20 protein-coding genes and 1 pseudogene are annotated in these 18111 nt (G+C 67.5%); 7 read left to right on the top strand and 14 right to left on the bottom strand.

The features are described 5' to 3' along the window. Positions 1–170 precede the first annotated feature (170 nt). The 6 genes from ASC70_RS18775 to obgE form a co-directional block, all read right to left on the bottom strand. Positions 171–572, bottom strand: a complete 402-nt coding sequence (locus ASC70_RS18775; protein ID WP_056053133.1) for an MAPEG family protein — start codon at positions 570–572, stop codon at positions 171–173. Between the two features lie 90 nt (positions 573–662). Further along, positions 663–2507, bottom strand: coding sequence for a M14 family metallopeptidase (locus ASC70_RS18770; protein ID WP_056053130.1), 1845 nt, complete (start codon positions 2505–2507; stop codon positions 663–665). A 45-nt stretch (positions 2508–2552) separates the two neighbouring features. Further along, positions 2553–3119 (bottom strand): hypothetical protein, encoded by a 567-nt coding sequence (locus ASC70_RS18765; RefSeq protein ID WP_056053127.1) that lies wholly within the window; start codon positions 3117–3119, stop codon positions 2553–2555. 26 nt (positions 3120–3145) lie between these two features. Further along, on the bottom strand, positions 3146–4675 hold the full coding sequence (locus tag ASC70_RS18760) for a UbiD family decarboxylase (protein ID WP_056053123.1): 1530 nt from the start codon (positions 4673–4675) through the stop codon (positions 3146–3148). A 162-nt stretch (positions 4676–4837) separates the two neighbouring features. Next, positions 4838–5971, bottom strand: coding sequence for a glutamate 5-kinase (proB, locus tag ASC70_RS18755; RefSeq protein ID WP_056053122.1), 1134 nt, complete (start codon positions 5969–5971; stop codon positions 4838–4840). Continuing rightward, on the bottom strand, positions 5968–7032 hold the full coding sequence (gene obgE, locus ASC70_RS18750; protein WP_047406508.1) for a GTPase ObgE: 1065 nt from the start codon (positions 7030–7032) through the stop codon (positions 5968–5970). Before obgE ends, proB begins: the two co-directional genes overlap by 4 nt. Before the next feature lie 200 nt (positions 7033–7232). Here obgE and ASC70_RS18745 point away from each other — a divergent pair, with 200 nt between their 5' ends. Further along, complete coding sequence (locus tag ASC70_RS18745) at positions 7233–8186, top strand: hypothetical protein (protein ID WP_162247247.1); 954 nt, start codon at positions 7233–7235, stop codon at positions 8184–8186. Between the two features lie 116 nt (positions 8187–8302). On the opposite strand, the gene ASC70_RS18740 is transcribed toward ASC70_RS18745, so the two are convergent. The 3 genes from ASC70_RS18740 to rplU all read right to left on the bottom strand — a co-directional run bounded on the left by ASC70_RS18740 (position 8303) and on the right by rplU (position 9883). Then, positions 8303–8836 carry a GNAT family N-acetyltransferase gene (locus ASC70_RS18740; RefSeq protein ID WP_056053119.1) on the bottom strand — a complete coding sequence of 178 codons (534 nt, stop codon included), beginning with the start codon at positions 8834–8836 and terminating at the stop codon, positions 8303–8305. A gap of 191 nt (positions 8837–9027) precedes the next feature. Further along, positions 9028–9297, bottom strand: a complete 270-nt coding sequence (rpmA, locus tag ASC70_RS18735) for a 50S ribosomal protein L27 (protein WP_047406501.1) — start codon at positions 9295–9297, stop codon at positions 9028–9030. A gap of 31 nt (positions 9298–9328) precedes the next feature. Continuing rightward, positions 9329–9883 carry a 50S ribosomal protein L21 gene (gene rplU, locus ASC70_RS18730; protein WP_056053117.1) on the bottom strand — a complete coding sequence of 185 codons (555 nt, stop codon included), beginning with the start codon at positions 9881–9883 and terminating at the stop codon, positions 9329–9331. Between the two features lie 203 nt (positions 9884–10086). On the opposite strand from rplU, the gene ASC70_RS18725 reads away from it, so the two are divergent. Both ASC70_RS18725 and ASC70_RS18720 read left to right on the top strand, forming a co-directional pair. Then, positions 10087–10716, top strand: coding sequence for a hypothetical protein (locus ASC70_RS18725; protein ID WP_056053115.1), 630 nt, complete (start codon positions 10087–10089; stop codon positions 10714–10716). A gap of 40 nt (positions 10717–10756) precedes the next feature. Next, positions 10757–11890 (top strand): GTP-binding protein, encoded by a 1134-nt coding sequence (locus ASC70_RS18720; RefSeq protein WP_056053112.1) that lies wholly within the window; start codon positions 10757–10759, stop codon positions 11888–11890. Here ASC70_RS18720 and ASC70_RS26030 read toward each other — a convergent pair. Both ASC70_RS26030 and ASC70_RS18715 read right to left on the bottom strand, forming a co-directional pair. Beyond that, a pseudogene (locus ASC70_RS26030) lies at positions 11887–12049 on the bottom strand (hypothetical protein). The gene ASC70_RS18720 and the pseudogene ASC70_RS26030 sit on opposite strands and share 4 nt — an antisense overlap. A 103-nt stretch (positions 12050–12152) precedes the next feature. Beyond that, positions 12153–12599, bottom strand: a complete 447-nt coding sequence (locus ASC70_RS18715) for a biopolymer transporter ExbD (RefSeq protein ID WP_047406490.1) — start codon at positions 12597–12599, stop codon at positions 12153–12155. 262 nt (positions 12600–12861) lie between these two features. On the opposite strand from ASC70_RS18715, the gene ASC70_RS18710 reads away from it, so the two are divergent. After that, on the top strand, positions 12862–13893 hold the full coding sequence (locus ASC70_RS18710; RefSeq protein ID WP_056053108.1) for a WD40 repeat domain-containing protein: 1032 nt from the start codon (positions 12862–12864) through the stop codon (positions 13891–13893). On the opposite strand, the gene ASC70_RS18705 is transcribed toward ASC70_RS18710, so the two are convergent. Next, complete coding sequence (locus ASC70_RS18705; RefSeq protein WP_056053106.1) at positions 13890–14552, bottom strand: nitroreductase; 663 nt, start codon at positions 14550–14552, stop codon at positions 13890–13892. The genes ASC70_RS18710 and ASC70_RS18705 overlap by 4 nt on opposite strands. Before the next feature lie 99 nt (positions 14553–14651). On the opposite strand from ASC70_RS18705, the gene mtgA reads away from it, so the two are divergent. The 3 genes from mtgA to ASC70_RS18690 all read left to right on the top strand — a co-directional run bounded on the left by mtgA (position 14652) and on the right by ASC70_RS18690 (position 16434). After that, on the top strand, positions 14652–15347 hold the full coding sequence (gene mtgA / locus ASC70_RS18700) for a monofunctional biosynthetic peptidoglycan transglycosylase (protein WP_056053103.1): 696 nt from the start codon (positions 14652–14654) through the stop codon (positions 15345–15347). 18 nt (positions 15348–15365) lie between these two features. Then, positions 15366–15908, top strand: coding sequence for a GNAT family N-acetyltransferase (locus ASC70_RS18695; protein ID WP_056053100.1), 543 nt, complete (start codon positions 15366–15368; stop codon positions 15906–15908). A 103-nt stretch (positions 15909–16011) separates the two neighbouring features. Further along, positions 16012–16434, top strand: coding sequence for a MucR family transcriptional regulator (locus ASC70_RS18690; RefSeq protein WP_056053097.1), 423 nt, complete (start codon positions 16012–16014; stop codon positions 16432–16434). Here ASC70_RS18690 and ASC70_RS18685 read toward each other — a convergent pair. Then, a complete protein-coding gene (locus ASC70_RS18685; protein WP_056053095.1) occupies positions 16431–17192 on the bottom strand; it encodes a VOC family protein in 762 nt (253 codons plus the stop codon). The genes ASC70_RS18690 and ASC70_RS18685 overlap by 4 nt on opposite strands. A gap of 118 nt (positions 17193–17310) precedes the next feature. After that, positions 17311–18048, bottom strand: a complete 738-nt coding sequence (locus ASC70_RS18680; protein ID WP_056053091.1) for a thioredoxin family protein — start codon at positions 18046–18048, stop codon at positions 17311–17313. Positions 18049–18111: the final 63 nt, after the last annotated feature.

Below are 18111 nucleotides of genomic sequence, written 5' to 3'. Positions count from 1 at the left end.
CCGGGGCAAGCGGCGGCGGGCAGTTTAGTCTTCCTCCCCATTGGGGGAGGGGACCGCCGAACGGCGGTGGAGGGGCCCTGGACTGTTCAGCCGCCGTATCGCTTAGCGGACCCCCTCCGTCTCGATGCGTATTCGCATCGATCCACCTCCCCCTAATGGGGAGGAAGAGATCAGCCGATCGCCGACACCAGCAGGGCCACGCCGGCGAAGACATAGGCCAACCACGTGCAGACCATGCCGATGGCGCGCGGGATCGAGGCGCCGCCGCTGTTGGAGAGGCCGACGCCGTGGATCACCCGGCCGACGAACAGGACCAGGCCCACGACGTGGATGGCCAGCGGCGAGGCGCCGGCGACGGCCAGGACCGCCAGGGCGGCGATACCGGTCGGGACGTATTCCGTGGCGTTGCCGAACGCGCGGATGGCGCGGGCCAGTTCCGGGATGCCTTCGTCGCCCAGGGCCACCTTGTGCTTCTGACGCAGGCGCACGACCAGCAGCGACAGGATCAGCAGCAGGAACAGGTGAAGGCCGGCCCACAGCGCGGCGGCGTGGCCGGAAGCGATCGTATCCATGAGGTCGAACCCTAGTACTGACTTACCACGCCCGCCCCCGAGCGATCCGCCATATGAGGCCTTCCACCCTCGGTCGGCAACCCGACCCGCCTATCGCGCGACTTCGCGGGCGATCGGGTAGAGCAGGTGATGGTCGTCGTAGAACGGGGTCCGCCGGTAGAACCAGGCCAGGCGCGCGTCGGGGTCGGCGGCGAACTTGGGCTCGGCCGCCAGCTTGGCCTCGAACTCGGCCTTCAGCTTCGGATCGGCGGCCAGCATCTTCTCGGCCAGCGGCGCGATGGCGTAGGGCTCGATATATTCGACGCGGCTCAGCACCTCGGGAACCATGCCCCACGCGAAGAAGCTCTCGCTGGACTGCGGCTCCAGCAGCAGCACGATCAGATCGCCCAGCGGCTGGTCGGTCGGCACGCGCACCGAGCCCTTCGGGAAGACCCAGTCGCGCGCCTCGGTCGCGACCTTGTCGACGCTGATCTGGACGTGGCCCTCGTTGGCGCGCGGCGCGATCTTCGGCTCGACCAGCCGGATCATCTCGACGGCGATGGTCTTGTCGGCGGTCAGGGTCTCCAGAGCCATGCCGTGCAGCTTCAGGCGCTCGATCAGGTCGGCGCGATAGCTGGGCACATAGTAGGCGGCCGGGCGCTTCAGGGTCAGGGTCGGATTCGAGCCGTAGAAGGGCGTTTTCCAGATCTCCGGATCGGGCTCGCCCAGCCAGCGCACCTCCTTCCGGCCCGAGGCGGGGCTGTCGTAATACTCGTACTTGATGCCCTTGAATTCGCGGGTGTAGCTCGGCTTGTCGTCCGACATGAAGTTGGCCGGGATCTCGGCCGGGCGCAGGGCGCTGTCGGCGGCGATCGCCGCGCGCAGGTCACCGCCCTTGTCGGCCAGCAGCTTCAGCGCCGTTTCGATGAAGACATAGGTCCCGAGCACCCGCTGGGCGTGGGGCTTAAGGCTATGGTTCTCAATCAGGATGGTCGGCACGTGGGCCGCCGCGCCCCAGCCGTTCGAGAAGCGCTCGCCCAGTCCGCCATCGTTGAAGCCGGCCTTGGGATCGTGCTCGTCGATGCCAAAGACGAGTTCGCCCGGGATGTGGCCCTCGGCCTCCAGGCCCTTGTTGATGACAGGCTTGAGCACGCCGTCCAGCCACTGGGCGATGGCCGGTGACCGGCTCCAGACGCCGTTCTCGCCGTTGAACCCGTAGGTGACGTCGTATTGGTAATCCATGCCGTCGGTCACATGGACGTCGACATAGAGGTCGGCGCGGTACTTGGCCTGCAGGCGCTTCAGCGCCTGCATCTCCGGCTGATCCAGCTTCATGAAGTCGCGGTTGAGGTTCTGGTTGGTCGCCGTATTGCGCCAGCCCTGGATGCGCGGCCCGCGCTGGTTGGGGCGCGAATAGGCGCTGGCCCGCTCGTGGCCGTCGACCGACAGGATCGGGATCAGGACCAGATTGACCTTGTCCAGCAAGCCGTCCTTGCCGTGAAACGCCATGTCGCGCAGCAGCATCATGCCGGCGTCCTTGCCGTCGATCTCGCCCGGGTGGATGCCGCACTGGACCAGCAGCAGCGGCTTCTTCGGATCGAGGGTGGGGCCATCCTTGCTGGCGATCACCGCGAAGATCGCGCGGCCCTGGGGCGAGACGCCGAAGTCCTCGACGCGGATCAGCTTGCTGGCCTTGTCGAGCTTGTCGAACCAGGCGCGGGTGTCGGCGTAGGTGGGCGAGAAGTCGTGGTCGGCGTCCGCCTCGAACGGCGTCACCCACGGATCGGACTTGTCGCGGATCAGGGCCTGGCTGGCGCCCTGCCAATGCGGGGCGGGCGGCAGGAAGGGCTGATCCCAGGGGGCTTTGCCGGACGGCGCGGAAGTCGGCGGGGTCTGGGCCATGACAGGGGCTCCGAAAGCGAACAGGGCGGAGGCGATCAGCAGTGAGCGGCGCATGGCCGCTGTCGTCGCCTCTCCACGCGGGCCTGGCAAGGGGCTGTTCTAGAAGACCAGGAGGACCAGCACGTAGATAGCGTTCAAGGTCGCCAGCATGACCAACTCGGTCACCCGATTGCGGACGACCATCAGCACCAGCACCAGGGCGTAGAACACCAGGTTCATGACACCGGAAAAGCCGGTCCAGCGCCCGGCCAGCATTTCACCCGGGCCCTTGATCAGGGACTGGACGACCTCGAAGCCCAGGAGGTTGGCGGCCAGCAGGCCGCCGGCCATGAAGCGCTTGTTGTCGTGGAACCAGGCGTCGAGGTCGGCCCCCTCCGCCAGGTCTTCCGGCACGACCAGCGACGCCGTCACGTAATAGGCGCCCGCCGCCAGCAGGGAGGCCAGGACCAGGCGAACGCCGACGTCGGCCACGCCCAGATTGCGCCAGGCGCTGGTCACCGCGCTGGCGACGTCGCACAGCAGGAGCAGCATCAGCAGGGGCGTGGCCCAACCGATGCGGATCGTCTTGCGGTGGCTGATCAACCGCGCGGCCCCGGCCAGGACCTTGGCGAAGGCCAGGGCGAGCGCGACGCCGTAGCAGGCATAGAAGATCTCGATCGCGTCCATCAGTCCCTCGAGCGCCTCAAGGGACGCTACTTCCAGATCGGCTTGCCGTCACCCGGCAGGCCGAGACGCGCCCACTTCTCGCTGACCGCGTCGACGACGGCCTGATCCATGCGGATCTCCTGGCCCCATTCGCGCTTGGTCTCGGGCGGCCACTTGTCGGTGGCGTCGAGGCCGATCTTGGAGCCCAGCCCGCTCTCGGGGCTTGCGAAGTCGAGATAGTCGATCGGCGTGTGTTCGATCACCGTGATGTCCCGCGCCGGGTCCATCTTGGTGCTGACCGCCCACATCACGTCCTTCCAGTCGCGGGCGTTGATGTCGTGGTCCACGACGATCACCCACTTGGTGTACATGAACTGGCGCAGGTAGCTCCACACGCCCAGCATCACCCGCTTGGCGTGGCCGGGATAGGCCTTCTTCATCGAGACCACGGCGATGCGGTAGCTGCAGCCCTCGGGCGGCAGCCAGAAGTCGACGATCTCGGGGAACTGCTGGCGGATCAGGGGAATGAACACCTCGTTCAGCGCCTCGCCCAGCACCGAGGGCTCGTCCGGCGGACGGCCGGTGAAGGTGGTCAGATAGATCGGGTCCTTGCGCATGGTGATCGCCGTCACCTGGAAGACCGGGAACTTCTCGACGCTGTTGTAGTAGCCGGTGTGGTCGCCGTACGGACCCTCGTCGGCGTATTCGTCGAGCAGGACGTGGCCCTCGATGACGATCTCGGCGTGGGCGGGCACCATCAGCGGCACGGTCTTGGCCGGCACGAGGTCGACCTTGGCGCCGCGCAGCAAGCCGGCGAACTGATATTCGGACAGGGTGTCGGGCACCGGCGTCACGGCGGCCAGGATGGTGCCAGGGTCCGCGCCCAGCACGGCGCAGGCGGGCAGGGGCTCGCGGTTGCCCGCCTTCTTGTGGCGAGCGTAGTGCTGGGCGCCGCCGCGATGGGCCAGCCAGCGCATGATGCACTTGTCCTTGGACAGGACCTGCATCCGGTAGATGCCGAGGTTGAAGTCGTCCTCGCGGTCCTTGCCCGGTCCCTTGGTGACGACCAGTGGCCAGGTGATCAGCGGCGCCGGCTCACCCGGCCAGCAGGTCTGGACCGGTAGCCTGGTCAGGTCGATCTGGTCGCCGGTCAGGACGACCTCCTGCACCGGCGCCTTCTTCACCGTCCCTGGCCGCATGGCCATGACGGTCTTGGCTAAGGGCAGCATGTCGAGCGCGTCCTTCAGGCCCTTGGGCGGCTGGGGCTGGCGCAGGAAGGCCAACAGTTCGCCGACCTCGCGCAGCTCGCCCGCCGTCTCGCGCGGCTCACCGCCCAGGGTGACGCCCATGGCCACCCGCTTGACGGTGCCGAACAGATTGGCCAGCGCGGGCATCGAGGACCGCGAGCCGTCGGGCAGCAGCACGTGCTCGAACAGCACCGCCGGCCCGCCGGTCGCCAGCAGCCTGGTCTGGATCTCGGTCATCTCCAGCACGCTGGAGACCGGTTCCCTGACCCGGACCAGCTCGCCCTTGGCCTCCAGGACGTCGATGAACTCGCGGAGGGATCGGTAAGCCATGGGGACTCCTGGGAACGCGCGGAACCTAGACCGGCCGATGGGAGAACTGAATCGGAAACTGTCATCCGGCCGCAGCGAAGCGGGGAGCTGGGACCGCTACGAACTCAGCGCTTACGGCGGTCCCGGATCGGCGCGCTGCGCGCTTGTCCGGGATGACAGATTTTAGGAGCTCACCGCCAGGTCATCCGCGTGGATCATCGGGCCTTCGGTGAAGCCCAGCTCGGCCTCGATGGCGTCGGAGCGCAGGCCGGCGATGCGGTGGGCGTCGGCGCTGTCGTAACGAACGAGGCCGCGCGCCACCTCGCGTCCGGTCTCGTCGCGGACGCGGACGGCGTCGCCCTTGTCGAACGGCCCCTCGATGGCGCGCACCCCGGCGGCCAGCAGGCTCTTGCCGGAGACCAGGGCCTTGGCGGCGCCGGCGTCGATCGTCACCCAGCCTTGCGGGGCCAGCGACCCGGCGATCCAGGCCTTATAGGCGGCGGCGGGCGAGCCGCCGGCCTCGATCAGGGTCGCCTTCTCGCCGGCGGCGATGGCGGCCAGCGGGTGGGGGCGCGAGCCCAGGGTGATCAGGGTGGCGCAGCCGGCGGCGCGGGCGATGCGAGCGGCGGCGATCTTGGTGGCCATGCCGCCGGTGCCGACCCCGGCCACGGCGTTGGCGCCCTCGGCCATGGCCGCGATCTCGGGCGTGATCTCGCTGACCAGCGGGATGTGCTGAGCCTTGGAGGTCTTGCGCGGGTCGGCCGTGTAGAGGCCGTCGATGTCGGAGAGCAGCACCAGCAAGTCGGCGCCGGCCATCTGGGCCACGCGGGCGGCCAGGCGGTCGTTGTCGCCGTAGCGGATCTCCTCGGTGACCACCGTGTCGTTCTCGTTGACCACGGGGACCACGCCCAGGCCCATCAGGGTCTCGGTGGTGGCGCGGGCGTTCAGCCAGCGGCGGCGGGTCTCGGTGTCGTCGCGAGTCAGCAGGATCTGGGCGACGCCGATCCCGTGCGGCTCGAAGGCCTCCTCCCAGGCGTGCATCAGCAGGCTCTGGCCGGCGGCGGCGGCGGCCTGCTTCTCCGGGAGGGTGGTCTTGCGGCCGACCAGGCCCAGACGACGCCTTCCCAGGGCGACCGCGCCCGACGAGACCACCAACACCTGCTTGCCCGCCGCGCGCAGGGCGGCGGCGTCTGCGCAGAACGCTTCCAGCCAGGCGCGGTCAGCCGCCCCCGTCTCGATGTCGACCAGCAGGGCCGAGCCGACCTTGAAGACGATGCGACGGGCGCCTTCGAAAGCCGCCTGGGAGGCCAGGTTCACGGCGTCCAGCCCCCGGGGGTCTCGTCGACGTGGTCCTCGTCCTCGGCGATTTCTTCCTCGAGATCGCCACGGCGTATGCGAACCTGCCGATAGGCGGCGCGCAGCAGCTCGGTGACGCCCTGACCGGAGACGCCGGAGACCAGGCGCGGCTTGATCCCCGAGACCGCTTCCAGCTCGGCGATCTTCTCGGCGAGGGTCTCCTCGTCGAGGGCGTCGATCTTGTTGAGGGCCAGGATCTCGGCCTTGTCGGCCAGGTCCTCGCCATAGGCCTCCAGCTCGCCCCGGATCGTCTCGTAGGCCCCGGCGACGTCCTCTTGCGTGGCGTCGATCAGGTGGATCAGGGTGGCCGAGCGTTCGACGTGGCCGAGGAAGCGGGTGCCCAGGCCCGCGCCCTCCGACGCACCTTCGATCAGGCCGGGGATGTCGGCCAGGACGAAGCGCTCGTCGGAGGAGAGGTCCACCACGCCCAGGTTCGGGGTCAGGGTCGTGAACGGATAGTCGGCGATCTTGGGCTTGGCGGCGCTGGCGGCGGCCAGGAAGGTCGACTTGCCCGCGTTGGGCAGGCCCACCAGGCCGACGTCGGCAATCAGCTTCAGCCGCAGCCAGATCCAGCGCTCCTCGCCCTCCTGGCCGGGATTGGCGTATTTCGGGGCCTGGTTGACCGGGCCCTTGAAGTGCAGATTGCCCCAGCCGCCGTTGCCGCCCTTGGCCAGCAGCAGGCGCGCGCCGGCGTGGTCGAGGTCGGCGATCAGGGTTTCCTTGTCCTCCTCGAGGATTTCGGTGCCGACCGGAACCTTCAGCAACACGTCGTCGCCGGCGGCGCCGTGACGCGCGCGGCCCATGCCGTGCACGCCCGTGCCGGCCTTGAAGTGCTGCTGGTAGCGGTAGTCGATCAGGGTGTTGAGGCCTTCCACGGCCTCGATCCACACGTCGCCGCCGCGACCGCCGTCGCCGCCGTCCGGGCCGCCGTACTCGATGTACTTCTCGCGGCGGAACGACACCGATCCGCCGCCGCCGTTACCGGAGCGGATGTAGATCTTGCATTGGTCCAAGAATTTCATGGCGCTCTTTAGTCCCAAGGCGTCCCGCGCGTCGAGCCCAAAGGCTTCTGGACTGTGACGCTTGGTCACTGGGGACGCCGCGAAAAAGCGTGACGGAAGCCCGCGATCGTGACGAAGTGTTAAAACACATAGTGCGACAAAGTGTCTTGGCAGCAAAACCGCCATTTCTTCTATGGCGGAGCGGGAGGCTGACCTTGGCTATGGCAGAAGAAGGCAACGGGAATCTGGCGCAGGATCTGCGCGAGCTGTCGACGCAGGACCTACACCGCAAGTATAGCGCCGAGGCGTCCGCTCACCGCAACATCCTGATCAGCCGGGGCACGGGCGTCGCGCCGCAGTGGCGCGAGTTCAAGACCTTTCTGGCCGAGATCGGCGTCAAGCCGTCGGCCGAGCACAGCCTGGTGCTGGTGAACCGCTTCGAGCGCACCTATGGCCCCGGCCGCGCCCGGTGGATGACGCCCGACGAACAGGCCGCCCACGAAGCCGAATTCGACCGCCTGCGCGCCGAGAAACAGCGCGAAGAGCAGCTGATGATGCACAAGACGGCGGCCACCAAGCGCGCGGGTGCGCAGGGCGCGCCGTCGTTCGGCCAGTGGACGCCGATGGCCGGCCGGCAGGTCGCCTATACCGACGTCGCCAAGAAGCTGGCCATTCCGGTCGCGGCCCTGTCCAAGACCATGCCGGCCGGGACCAGCGCCGACGAACTGGTCAAGCGTTCGGGCACGGCCAACGAACTGATCAACGAGAACGCCACCTGGCTGCCGCCGGACCCGGTGCGCAAGAAGGGCTTCTTCGAGGCTTACCGCATCTGGCACCTGCAGGTGCAGCCGCAGTTCGCCCGCGCCGCCACCCCGACGTTCCTGTTCCTCTACATCGCCCTGCCGGTCATGAAGCAGTGTCGCGACGACCTGATGGACCTGGATCTGTGGAACCCGCTGGGCCAGCGGGCCATGGCCGCCCGTGACGGTCACGTCTCGTGGAAGAAGTACACGGAATTCATGCCGCGCGCCCAGGTGGCGCTGATGGAGATCCCCATCTACGCCACCTACTCGCTGCTCAGCGATCTGGACGCCCTGTGCGAGCGGATCACCACGGCCGAGAAGCGCTTCCGCGAAGGCCCGCAGAAGGTGATCCACACCCACCGCGCGGCATAGACCTTTAAAACTGTCATCCCGGACAAGCGCGTAGCGCGCCGATCCGGGATCGCCGGAAGCTCAGAGCCTCTGGCGGTCCCGGCTCTCCGCTTCGCTACGGCCGGGATGACAGCTTATCAAGCCAGCCACACCATCATCCGCGTGGCCGCCAGTGTTCCGCGAGCGATCGAGGGCTTGTGCTCGACGACGCCGGTGTAGAGGAAGCCGGCCTTGACCAGCACCCGGCCCGAGACGTCGTTGTCGTCGAAGTGCCCGGCCACGACGTAGCGCTTCTTCCAGGCGCTTCGGGTCCAGTCCAGCGCGCCCTTGGTCGCCTCGGTGGCGTAGCCCCGGCCCCAATAGGGGCGGCCGATCCAGTAGCCCATCTCGATTTCGCCGGCCGTGGTGGTGAACAGGCCGACGACGCCGATCAGCCCTTCGCCCGCCAGTTCGATGGCGAAGGCGTTGTCGCGCGAGCGGTCCTGGGTTTCGCAGCGCGCCAGGAAATCCTCGGCATGGCCGCGGGTATAGGGCGAGGGCATGCGCGTGGTCATGCGCGCGACGTCATGGTCGGCGCAGAAGGCCGCCACGCGCTCGGCGTCGGCCAGGGCCGGAACGCGCAGCGTCAGCCGCTGGGTCTCGATGACCGGTCTTTGTTCGATGACGCACATCGGCGCCTCCCAGAGTTCCTCCGGTCCTCTTTGCTTTGGGACCGTGACGCCGCCATGGCGAAGTTTATTTCAGAAGGCGGCGGGACAAAACAAAAGCGGGGAGCCCGGCGTTCCGGACTCCCCGCTAGAGATCGTCTGTCCGGATCGTCTTCTTCTTGAGAAGCACGACCCGAAGAAACTCTGGTTCGTGCTTACTCGGCCGGTTGAGCGGCCGGCGTCACCGTCACGTAGGTGCGGTTCTGCTTCTTGGTCACGAAGCCCACCGCGCCTTGGACGAGCGCGAAGAGGGTGTGGTCCTTGCCGATGCCGACATTGGCGCCCGGATAGAACTTGGTGCCGCGTTGACGCACGAGGATGTTGCCGGCGAGAACCTTCTCGCCGCCGAACTTCTTCACGCCAAGGCGCTTCGATTCTGAGTCGCGACCGTTGCTGGACGAGCCGCCTGATTTCTTGTGAGCCATCTTGCTCTCCTACCTTTAGAAGGCGTCGCCCTTAGGCTTCGCCTTCCTCCGTGGTGGCGGCGGCCTTCTTAGGGGCGGCCTTCTTCTTCGGGGCGGCTTCGGCGGTCGCTTCGGCCTTCGGAGCCTTGGCGGCCTTCTTCGGAGCAGCCGGAGCAGCTTCCGAAGCGGTCGGGATCGTCGCCGGAACGGCGGCGTCGCCGAGGCCACGAGCGCGAGCGTTCAGGATGACCTTCGGGGTCAGGTCGATCGCGCCGTCCCACTTGGCTTCCAGGCCAGCGCCGACGACCGACGTGACGCGCACGACGGACTCGAACTGACGATGGCCGCGGGTGCGGCGATAGCCCTGGCGACGGATCTTCTTGAAGATCTTCACCTTCTCACCCTTGCGGGTTTCGAGCAGGGTCCCGGAGACGACAGCGCCGTCCACGGTGGGGGCGCCGACCGTCACGGCCTCGCCTTCGCCAAGCATCAGGACTTCACCGAAGGCCACGGCAGCGCCGGGTTCACCTTCGAGCTTTTCGACCACCAGCAGGTCGCCGGCTTGAACCCGGTACTGCTTGCCGCCGGTTTTGATCACCGCGTACATAGGTTAGCGCCTTAAAAACGTGCGTTCGCAAAATAGGGAACGCCCGCTCGGAAACCCGGCGGGCGAAGAGGGCGCGACTTATACAGCGCAAAGGCTGAGAGTCAACGGCGTCGCGGCGGATTCCGGCGCCGATCTCGGGCCAATGTGGCGGGCGCGCAATAAGCCTCTGGTGTGTTACTTTATAACACGCTATAGGCCATCGGGTGAACCCGTCGCTTCTCGCCCCCATCGCCGTCACAGGCTTTACCGTCGCCTTCCTGCACGCGGCCCTGCCAACGCACTGGCTGCCCTTCGTGCTGGTCGGGCGGGGGCAGCATTGGTCGGCGGGCAAGACCCTCGGCGTCACCTTCCTGGCCGGCCTGGGCCACGTGGCGTTCACCATCCTGCTGGGCCTGGTTCTGGTCGGCGCGGGCCTGGCCGTGCAGCCCAAGATGGGCGATGTCTTCGGCTGGGTGGTCGGCGCCCTGATGATGAGCCTCGGACTCTTCTATCTATGGCGCGGCCGTCACGACCACGGCGAGGCTGAGGTTTCGACTCGCCGCTACACGTCGGACCGGGCGGCGATCATCGCCCTCGTCGTGCTGCTGACCCTGTCGCCCTGCGAGGCCTTCCTGCCGATCTATCTGGCCGGGGTGAAGCACGGCTGGACCGGCTTCGCGGCCTTGAGCGCCGTGCTGATGGCCGCCACGGCGGGCGGCATGCTCCTCTTCACCACCCTGAGCCTGGCCGGCGTCAAGCGGCTGGGTCTAGAGAGGATCGCTCGCTACGAATCGACCATCCTGGGCGTCGCCTTGATCGCCATGGGCGTGGGCGTGGCGTTTCTGGAGCTCTAGGGGAGTTCCGCTTCGGGTTCCGAGCGCCTAAATAGCGCCCATGACCCAGAACGCTCCCGCCGCCGCCCCCGCCGGCAAGATCCCCGTCACCGTGCTGACCGGCTATCTCGGCGCCGGCAAGACCACGCTGCTGAACCGCATTCTCACCGAGGAGCACGGCAAGCGCTACGCCGTGATCGTCAACGAGTTCGGCGAGGTCGGCATCGACAACGACCTGGTGGTCGGGGCCGACGAGGAAGTGTTCGAGATGAACAACGGCTGCGTCTGCTGCACGGTGCGCGGCGACCTGATCCGGGTTCTCCAGGGTCTGATGAAGCGCAAGGGTGGCTTCGACGCCATCATCGTCGAGACCACGGGCCTGGCCGATCCCGGTCCGGTGGCCCAGACCTTCTTCGTCGACGACGACGTCAAGGCCCGCACGGCCCTCGATTCGGTCACCGCCGTGGTCGACGCCAAGCACATCATGCTGCGGCTGGGCGACAGCAAGGAAGCGGTCGAGCAGATCGCCTTCGCCGACCAGATCGTGCTGAACAAGACCGACCTGGTCTCGGAAGACGACCTGCGCCACGTCGAGGCCCGCATCCGCCGCATCAATCCGCTGGCCCCGATCCACCGCGCCCAGCGCTCGAACGTCCCGCTGGACGCCATCCTGGGCAAGCACAGCTTCGACCTGGAGCGGATCACCGACCTGGAGCCGGACTTCCTCAACCCCGCCCACGGCGAGCCGGGCCATGTCCACGACGAACACTGCGGCCATGACCATCACCACCACGGCCATGACCACGGGCACGTCCATGACGAGCACTGCGGTCACGACCATCACGACCATGGGCACGACCATGGGCACGACCATGGCCACGCCAGCGCCATCCACGACGATGGCGTGAAGGGCGTCTCCCTGACCCTGGACAAGCCCGTCGACGGCCAGAAGATCACCGCCTGGCTCAACGACCTGCTGGCCAAGCGCGGCCCGGACATCCTGCGCGCCAAGGGCATCATCGACGTGAAGGGCGAGAACAAGCGTCTCGTCTTCCAGGCCGTGCACATGATCTTGGAAGGCGACTTCCAGCGCGAATGGACCGACAAGGACAAGCGCTACAGCCGCATGGTCTTCATCGGCCGCGACCTCGACGAGGCTGAATTGCGCAAGGGCTTCGAAGCGACGGCGGCTTAGGTCGATTTTCCCTCTCCCCATGAGGGAGAGGGTGGCCCGCGCAGCGGGTCGGGTGAGGGGTTGAAAGACATAGCCGCCGCGACAGCCTAACCGCCGTCGCGGCGGCTTTCGTTTGTGCGACCCCTCATCCGTCGGCTCCGCCGACACCTTCTCCCGCAAGGGGAGAAGGGGCGGGTCTAATCAAACAAAAAGCCCCGGAGCCTGGGCTCCGGGGCTTTCGTGTTCTTGGCTGCCGCCGAGGACGATCCTTAGTGCCGAAGCCCTAGTGGATGTCTTCGTTGATCAGGCCGACCTTGTACCAGCCCGCGGTCTGCAGCTGGTTCAGCACGCCCATGAAGTCGGCGTACAGCACGTCGGCGTCGGCGCGGATCATGACGCGCTGATCGTCCTTCGGGCCGGCCTGGCCGGTGGCGGCGAACTTGGCGTTCAGATCGCCTTCCAGGTTGTCCAGGCTGCTCTGCTTGTCGGCGATGAAGATCGCGCCCGACTTTTGGATCGAGATGAAGACCGGTTCCTTCGGCTTCTCGTTCGTCAGATTCGGCACCGCCGGGGGCAGGTCGATCTTGATCGAGGTCACGGCCATCGGCACGGCGACCATGAAGATGATCAGCAGCACCAACAGAATGTCCACGAAGGGCGTGACGTTGATTTCGGAATTCTGGCCCAGCGAATAACGGCCACCGCCGCCGCCAGCAAGTTTAGCCGCCATAGCCTGACTGTCTCCCAGAAGGTCGCGCCGCTCGGGGCGCGCCTGAAATGTCGTTACCTAGCCACGTCTGGCGCAGACGGGCGTGGAAGTAAAGCCCGACGACGCATCGCGATGGCAACCCCTTTTCGAGTCTTTTTTGCCGAACGCCGTTCGAACAGGCAGCTTGCGACGCAAGGCTTCGCTCACGACGCGAAGTTGGCGAAGGAAGCGGGCTTTCTGAAAGAGTCTGGTCGTCCACGCTCTCCTGGCTTATCTCGCGCGCATGATCTTTTCGTTCGACGCCTTCGTCACCGACGCCCTGTTCGACCGCTCCGGCCGCGCCGCCTTCGCCCTGGGAGACGGCACCGTCCGCCTGCAGACCGAGGATGGATTCGTCACCGTCGAGGCCCATGGCGGACCGATGGGCGGCGCTGTCCTGGCGGCGGCCGTGCATCCCAGCGGCGTCGGGATCGTCACCGGCGGCGACGACGGCCGCGTGGTCTGGAGCCGAATCGAGGGCGGTGAAGTCGTCGCCACCCTGATCGCCGAGCTGAAGGGCAAGTGGATCGAGCACGTGGCCGCCAGCGCCGCCTCGGGCCTGATCGCCTTCACGGCCGGCAAGGAGGTTCATGTCCGCGACGCCGCCGATCCGGCTTTCGCCCGGACCTTCACCCACGAGAAGACGGTGTCGGGCCTGGCCTTCGAGCCCAAGGGCCGGCGCCTGGCCTCGGCCACCTATGGCGGCGCCCAGCTGTGGTACGCGCGGATCGCCGACCAGAAGCCGACCCCGCTGAAATGGGCCGGCAGCCACATCGCCGTGGCCTTCAGCCCCGACGGCAAGTTCCTGATCTCGTCGATGCAGGAAAACCAGCTGCACGGCTGGCGCCTGTCGGACAGCAAGGACATGCGGATGGGCGGCTACCCGTCCAAGATCAAGAGCGTGGCCTTCTTCGACAAGGGCAACCTGCTGGTCACCGCCGGCGCCAACGGCGCGGTCGTCTGGCCGTTCGCCGGCGCCAACGGTCCGATGGGCAAGGAAGCCGCCGAGATCGGCTTCTCCCGTGATTCGATGGTCGTGCGGGTGGCGGGCGTCGACGCCCAACCGGTCTGCATCGCCGGTCAGGACAACGGCAAGATCTGGGCCGCCCACATGCGCAACGGCCGCATCGAGACCCTGAAGGCCGAGAAGGGCGCCCCGATCAGCGCCCTGACCACCAGCGCCGACGGCAAGCGGCTGGCCTGGGGCGACGAGAGCGGCGAGGCGGGCGTCCTGGAGGTTCTGGACCTCAGCGGGCCTCGGGAGTTCGTGGGCTAGAACCCCTTCAACTCCGCCCACGCCTCGAACGGATCCCGTCGCGAGCGCCAGCTGTTCACCGGGGCAGCGTCATCGCGGTAGCCGAGGGCCATGCCCGAGAACAGCATGTGGCCCTCGGGCAGGCCGACATGGTCGTGGACCACCTGGTTGTAGTGCGACCAGAACTCCTGCGGACAGGTGTCCAGGCCGCGCTCGACGGCCAGCAGCATGAAGGTCTGCATGAACATGCCGACGTCGCTCCATTGCGGCGGGCCGCAGCGACGGTCGATCGAGAAGAACAGCTGCGCCGGCGCGCCAAAGCCCTGGCCGTTGGTCGCGAACCATTGCAGCCGGGCCAGCTTGTCCTCGCGCGGGATGCCGAGCGAGGCGTACATGTCCTCGCCGACCTGGAACCGGCGGCTGCGCAGCGGCTCCCACAGGTTGGGCGGGTAGACCGCGTATTCGGCTGGGTCGGGCGAGGCGACCCGCTGCAGCATGGCCGCCTTCAGCGCCTTGAGCGGCTCTCCGGCCACGGCCTGGACCCGCCAGGGCTGGAGATTGCCGCCGGAGGGCGCGCGGGCGGCGGTCTCCAGAAGTTCCCGCACCAGAGCGCCGTCGACCGGATCGGGCTTGAAGGCGCGCACCGACATGCGGCGGTTGACGGCGTCGATCACGTCCATCGAAGGCTCCCTTAACCCGCCGTCCTCTATCCCACGCGACAGCGGCGACGCGTCTGGTTAGCATCCGTCCGCTGCGTCAAGACAAGGCGTCTAGACACTATTCGGGGGGAAGGCTTCGTGCGGCGGCTTCTGCGTAACATCGCGCTGGCTCTGTTCATCGTCCTGGTGGCGGGGCCGGTGGTCACCGTCCTTCTCTACCGTTTCATCCCGCCGCCCGTGACGCCGCTGATGGTCATTCGCGCGGTGGAGGGCAGGGGTCTCGACCATCGCTGGAAGCCGATCGACAAGGTCGCCCCGGCCCTGCCGCGCGCGCTGATCGCGGCCGAGGACGCCAAGTTCTGCGACCATCGCGGCTTCGACTTCGACGCCCTGCAGAAGGCCTACGAGAACAACGAATCAGGCCGGAAGATCCGCGGCGGCTCCACCATCAGCCAGCAGACGGCCAAGAACGTCTTCCTGTGGCCCGGCCGCTCGTACGTCCGCAAAGGGCTGGAGGCCTGGTTCACCGTCCTGATCGAGACCTTCTGGGGCAAGAAGCGGATCATGGAGGTCTATCTGAACTCCATCGAATACGGCTCGGGCATCTACGGCGCCGAGGCGGCCGCCCAGCGGTATTTCGGGGTCGGGGCCGACCAGCTGACCCAGGCCCAGGCCGCGCGCCTGGCGGCCATCCTGCCCAGTCCGCTGAAGTGGAAGGTGGTCAAGCCGGGCCGCTACGTGGCCAAGCGCAGCAAGAAGATCGGCAAGGCCTCGGGCGCGGTGCGTCGCGGCGGCCTGGCCGAGTGCGTCAGCTAGACCGGAGGGAGAGACATCATGCGCGTCGCGCCGGGACCCACGCTCGAGACCGAACGCCTGATCCTGCGTCCGCCCGCCGACGTCGATCTGGACGGCTGGGCCACGTTGATGGCCGATTCCGAGGGGGCTCGCTTCATCGGCGGCCTGCAACCGCGCTCGGTGGCTTGGCGGGGCATGGCCTCGATGGCTGGATCCTGGGCGCTGAACGGTTTCGGCATGTTCTCGGTGATCGAGAAGGCGACCGGAGAATGGATCGGGCGCATCGGTCCGTGGCGGCCGGAAGACTGGCCGGGCGACGAGGTCGGCTGGGGGCTGCTGCCCTCGGCCTGGGGGCAGGGCTATGCCGTCGAGGCGGCGGAGGCGACGATGGACTGGGCGTTCGGCGTCCTAGGCTGGACCGACATCATCCACTGCATCGATCCCGAAAATACGCCGTCGCAGAAGGTCGCCCAGCGCCTGGGCTCGACCAATCGCGGGCCGGGCAACCTGCCGCCGCCGCATGAAGCTAGCAAGATCGAGATTTGGGGACAGACGGCGGCGCAGTGGCGGGCCCGTCGCTAGGCCGTCCGCCTTCGTCGAAATCCGCGCGTCGGCGCAATATTCCCCGGGTTCTGATCTCGGACGTGGCTAAGCCTTGGCCGCCTCGCCGAGAAAGGAAGCCGTCATGGAGCCGTCCGCGCGCCCGCGCCTCGAGTCGAATCTCGGCCTGACCGCTCGAATCGTCAGCGCCTACGTCGTCGCCAATCCCATGGAGCGCGCCGATCTGCCGGAGTTGATCCGGGCGGTAGGGCAGGTGCTGGACAGCGCCGCGCACGAAGCTGACGTCCCCGCCAACGAACCGTCCAAGCCGACGCCGGCGCAGATCCGCCGCAGCGTTCGGCCGGATTCGCTGGTCAGCTTCCTGGACGGGCGAGCCTACAAGACCCTCAAGCGCCACCTGCATCGTCACGGCCTGACCGAAACGGACTACCGCGCCCGCTTCGGATTGCCCGACGACTATCCGATGACCGCGCCGGACTATCGCGCCCGCCGCAGCGCCATGGCCAAGGCCTCGGGCCTAGGCCACGCGCGGCGAACTCCGTCCTAGCCTCGCATGCCGAGGAAGGCGAAGACGCCGCCCTGCGGGTCCTTGGCGTTGACCACGAAGGCGCCGCCGGGCACCTCGGCCGGACCCATCAGGATCTCGCCGCCATTGGCCTTCACGCGCTCGATCGCCGAGTCGACGCCATCGACGCCGAAATAGTAGAGCCAGTAAGGCCCCGGCGCCGGCTGGTGATTGCTGAACATGCCGCCGAACGCGCCCTCCGACGAGCCGAAGGTCTGGTAGACGCCCATCTCGCCCATCGGCACGGTGTCGTGCTTCACCCAGCCGAACAGCGTCGAATAGAAGTCGAAAGCCTTCTCCCAGTCGGCCGCGTGCAACTCCGACCAGCCCAGCGAGCCCGGCGACATCGGCGCGGGGCGCGGCGGGGCCTGATCCAGCGAGCCCTTGAACAGGACGAACATCGCGCCCTGCGGGTCGGCGACCACGGCGAAGCGACCGACGTCCGGGATGTCCTGCGGGGGCTTGTGGATCGCGCCGCCGGCGGCCTCGACCTTCTTGGCGAAGGCGTCGACGTCATCGACCCCGACATAGCCCAGCCAACCCGGCGGCGCCCCCTGCATCTCCAGCATGCCGCCGACCGGGATCTCACCTGAAGTCCCGTCGGGGGCCTTGAAGATCGTGTACGGGCCGGCGGGCCCGGACGACATCTCCGAACTCCAGCCGATCACGGCCTTGTAGAAGTCGCCAGCCGCCTTGGTGTCGGTGGTGACGAGCTCGAACCAGACGAAGTCATTGGCCATGGGGGTCTCCTCGAGACGGGATAGGGTTTCGGGCGCGAGACGGCCCTGCGCGAGGTTGAGCCCGGGCGCGGGCAGCGTCTCGATGAAAGCGCTCCAGGATCTGATCATGCTGACAGGTTCAGGCGGCGGCTCCGCCGCAGCAGGCGGGCTTGGCGGCGTCCTCGTATTCGTCGTGGCGGCGCACGAAGCCCATGCCGACCTGCTCGTTGCGGCCCAGCGGCGCGCGGTCGAGGATCATCAGCGTGCCGAGCAATTCCTCGGCCCCTCGGGCGTAGGTGGAATAGGTGTGAAACACCTGGCCATCCGCGTCGCGATAGAAAACCGACAGCCCCGGCAGTTCGTCATTGCCCTGGGCGGCGGGCAGGTCGGTGAAGTTGTAGGCGATCGTCTCGCCGGCCAGGTCCTCGGGCGAGAACGAGACGTGGAAGTCGCGGTTGAAGTCGCTCTCGAATGCCGACACCCACGGAAAGCGCCAGCCCATGCGCCGCTTGTAGGCTTCGATCTTCGCCAGCGGCGCGCGCGAGACGGCGACCAGGGTGACGTCATGATGGTTCAGGTGCGGCAGGGTTCCGTCCAGGTGGTCGGCCATGAACGAACAGCCCGGACAGCCCGCCTCCCAGTCCGGTCCCAGCATGAAGTGATAGACCATCAGCTGGCTGCGGCCGTCGAACAGCGCGGTCAGGGTCTTCTTCCCCGCCGGGGTCTCGAAGACATAGTCCTTGTCCAGCTTCACCCAGGGCAGGGCCATGCGCTCGGCGTTGAGGGCGTCGCGGGCGCGGGTGTGGGCCTTTTCCTTGACCAGCAGCGCCCGGCGCGCCTCCAGCCAGTCCTCGCGGGAAACCACGGCGTGCGACATCACGTCCTCCGTAAGCTGAGCAAGTTCGCCTTGACTTTTTACGTTGATATCAACATAAATCAT

Origin of the sequence: Caulobacter sp. Root343, assembly GCF_001425745.1 — a bacterium.
GTDB lineage: Bacteria > Pseudomonadota > Alphaproteobacteria > Caulobacterales > Caulobacteraceae > Caulobacter.
The sequence above is the reverse complement of the archived record's forward strand: the minus strand, read 5'-3'. Positions and strand labels throughout refer to the sequence as shown.

Coding starts and splice junctions, on each gene's coding strand:
- ASC70_RS18775 (WP_056053133.1), bottom strand. CDS start 572: ATGGATACGATCGCTTCCGGCCACGCCGCCGCGCTGTGGGCCGGCCTT.
- ASC70_RS18770 (WP_056053130.1), bottom strand. CDS start 2,507: ATGCGCCGCTCACTGCTGATCGCCTCCGCCCTGTTCGCTTTCGGAGCC.
- ASC70_RS18765 (WP_056053127.1), bottom strand. CDS start 3,119: ATGGACGCGATCGAGATCTTCTATGCCTGCTACGGCGTCGCGCTCGCC.
- ASC70_RS18760 (WP_056053123.1), bottom strand. CDS start 4,675: ATGGCTTACCGATCCCTCCGCGAGTTCATCGACGTCCTGGAGGCCAAG.
- obgE (WP_047406508.1), bottom strand. CDS start 7,032: ATGAAATTCTTGGACCAATGCAAGATCTACATCCGCTCCGGTAACGGC.
- ASC70_RS18745 (WP_162247247.1), top strand. CDS start 7,233: ATGGCAGAAGAAGGCAACGGGAATCTGGCGCAGGATCTGCGCGAGCTG.
- ASC70_RS18740 (WP_056053119.1), bottom strand. CDS start 8,836: ATGTGCGTCATCGAACAAAGACCGGTCATCGAGACCCAGCGGCTGACG.
- rpmA (WP_047406501.1), bottom strand. CDS start 9,297: ATGGCTCACAAGAAATCAGGCGGCTCGTCCAGCAACGGTCGCGACTCA.
- rplU (WP_056053117.1), bottom strand. CDS start 9,883: ATGTACGCGGTGATCAAAACCGGCGGCAAGCAGTACCGGGTTCAAGCC.
- ASC70_RS18720 (WP_056053112.1), top strand. CDS start 10,757: ATGACCCAGAACGCTCCCGCCGCCGCCCCCGCCGGCAAGATCCCCGTC.
- ASC70_RS18715 (WP_047406490.1), bottom strand. CDS start 12,599: ATGGCGGCTAAACTTGCTGGCGGCGGCGGTGGCCGTTATTCGCTGGGC.
- ASC70_RS18710 (WP_056053108.1), top strand. CDS start 12,862: ATGATCTTTTCGTTCGACGCCTTCGTCACCGACGCCCTGTTCGACCGC.
- ASC70_RS18705 (WP_056053106.1), bottom strand. CDS start 14,552: ATGGACGTGATCGACGCCGTCAACCGCCGCATGTCGGTGCGCGCCTTC.
- ASC70_RS18695 (WP_056053100.1), top strand. CDS start 15,366: ATGCGCGTCGCGCCGGGACCCACGCTCGAGACCGAACGCCTGATCCTG.
- ASC70_RS18690 (WP_056053097.1), top strand. CDS start 16,012: ATGGAGCCGTCCGCGCGCCCGCGCCTCGAGTCGAATCTCGGCCTGACC.
- ASC70_RS18685 (WP_056053095.1), bottom strand. CDS start 17,192: ATGGCCAATGACTTCGTCTGGTTCGAGCTCGTCACCACCGACACCAAG.
- ASC70_RS18680 (WP_056053091.1), bottom strand. CDS start 18,048: ATGTCGCACGCCGTGGTTTCCCGCGAGGACTGGCTGGAGGCGCGCCGG.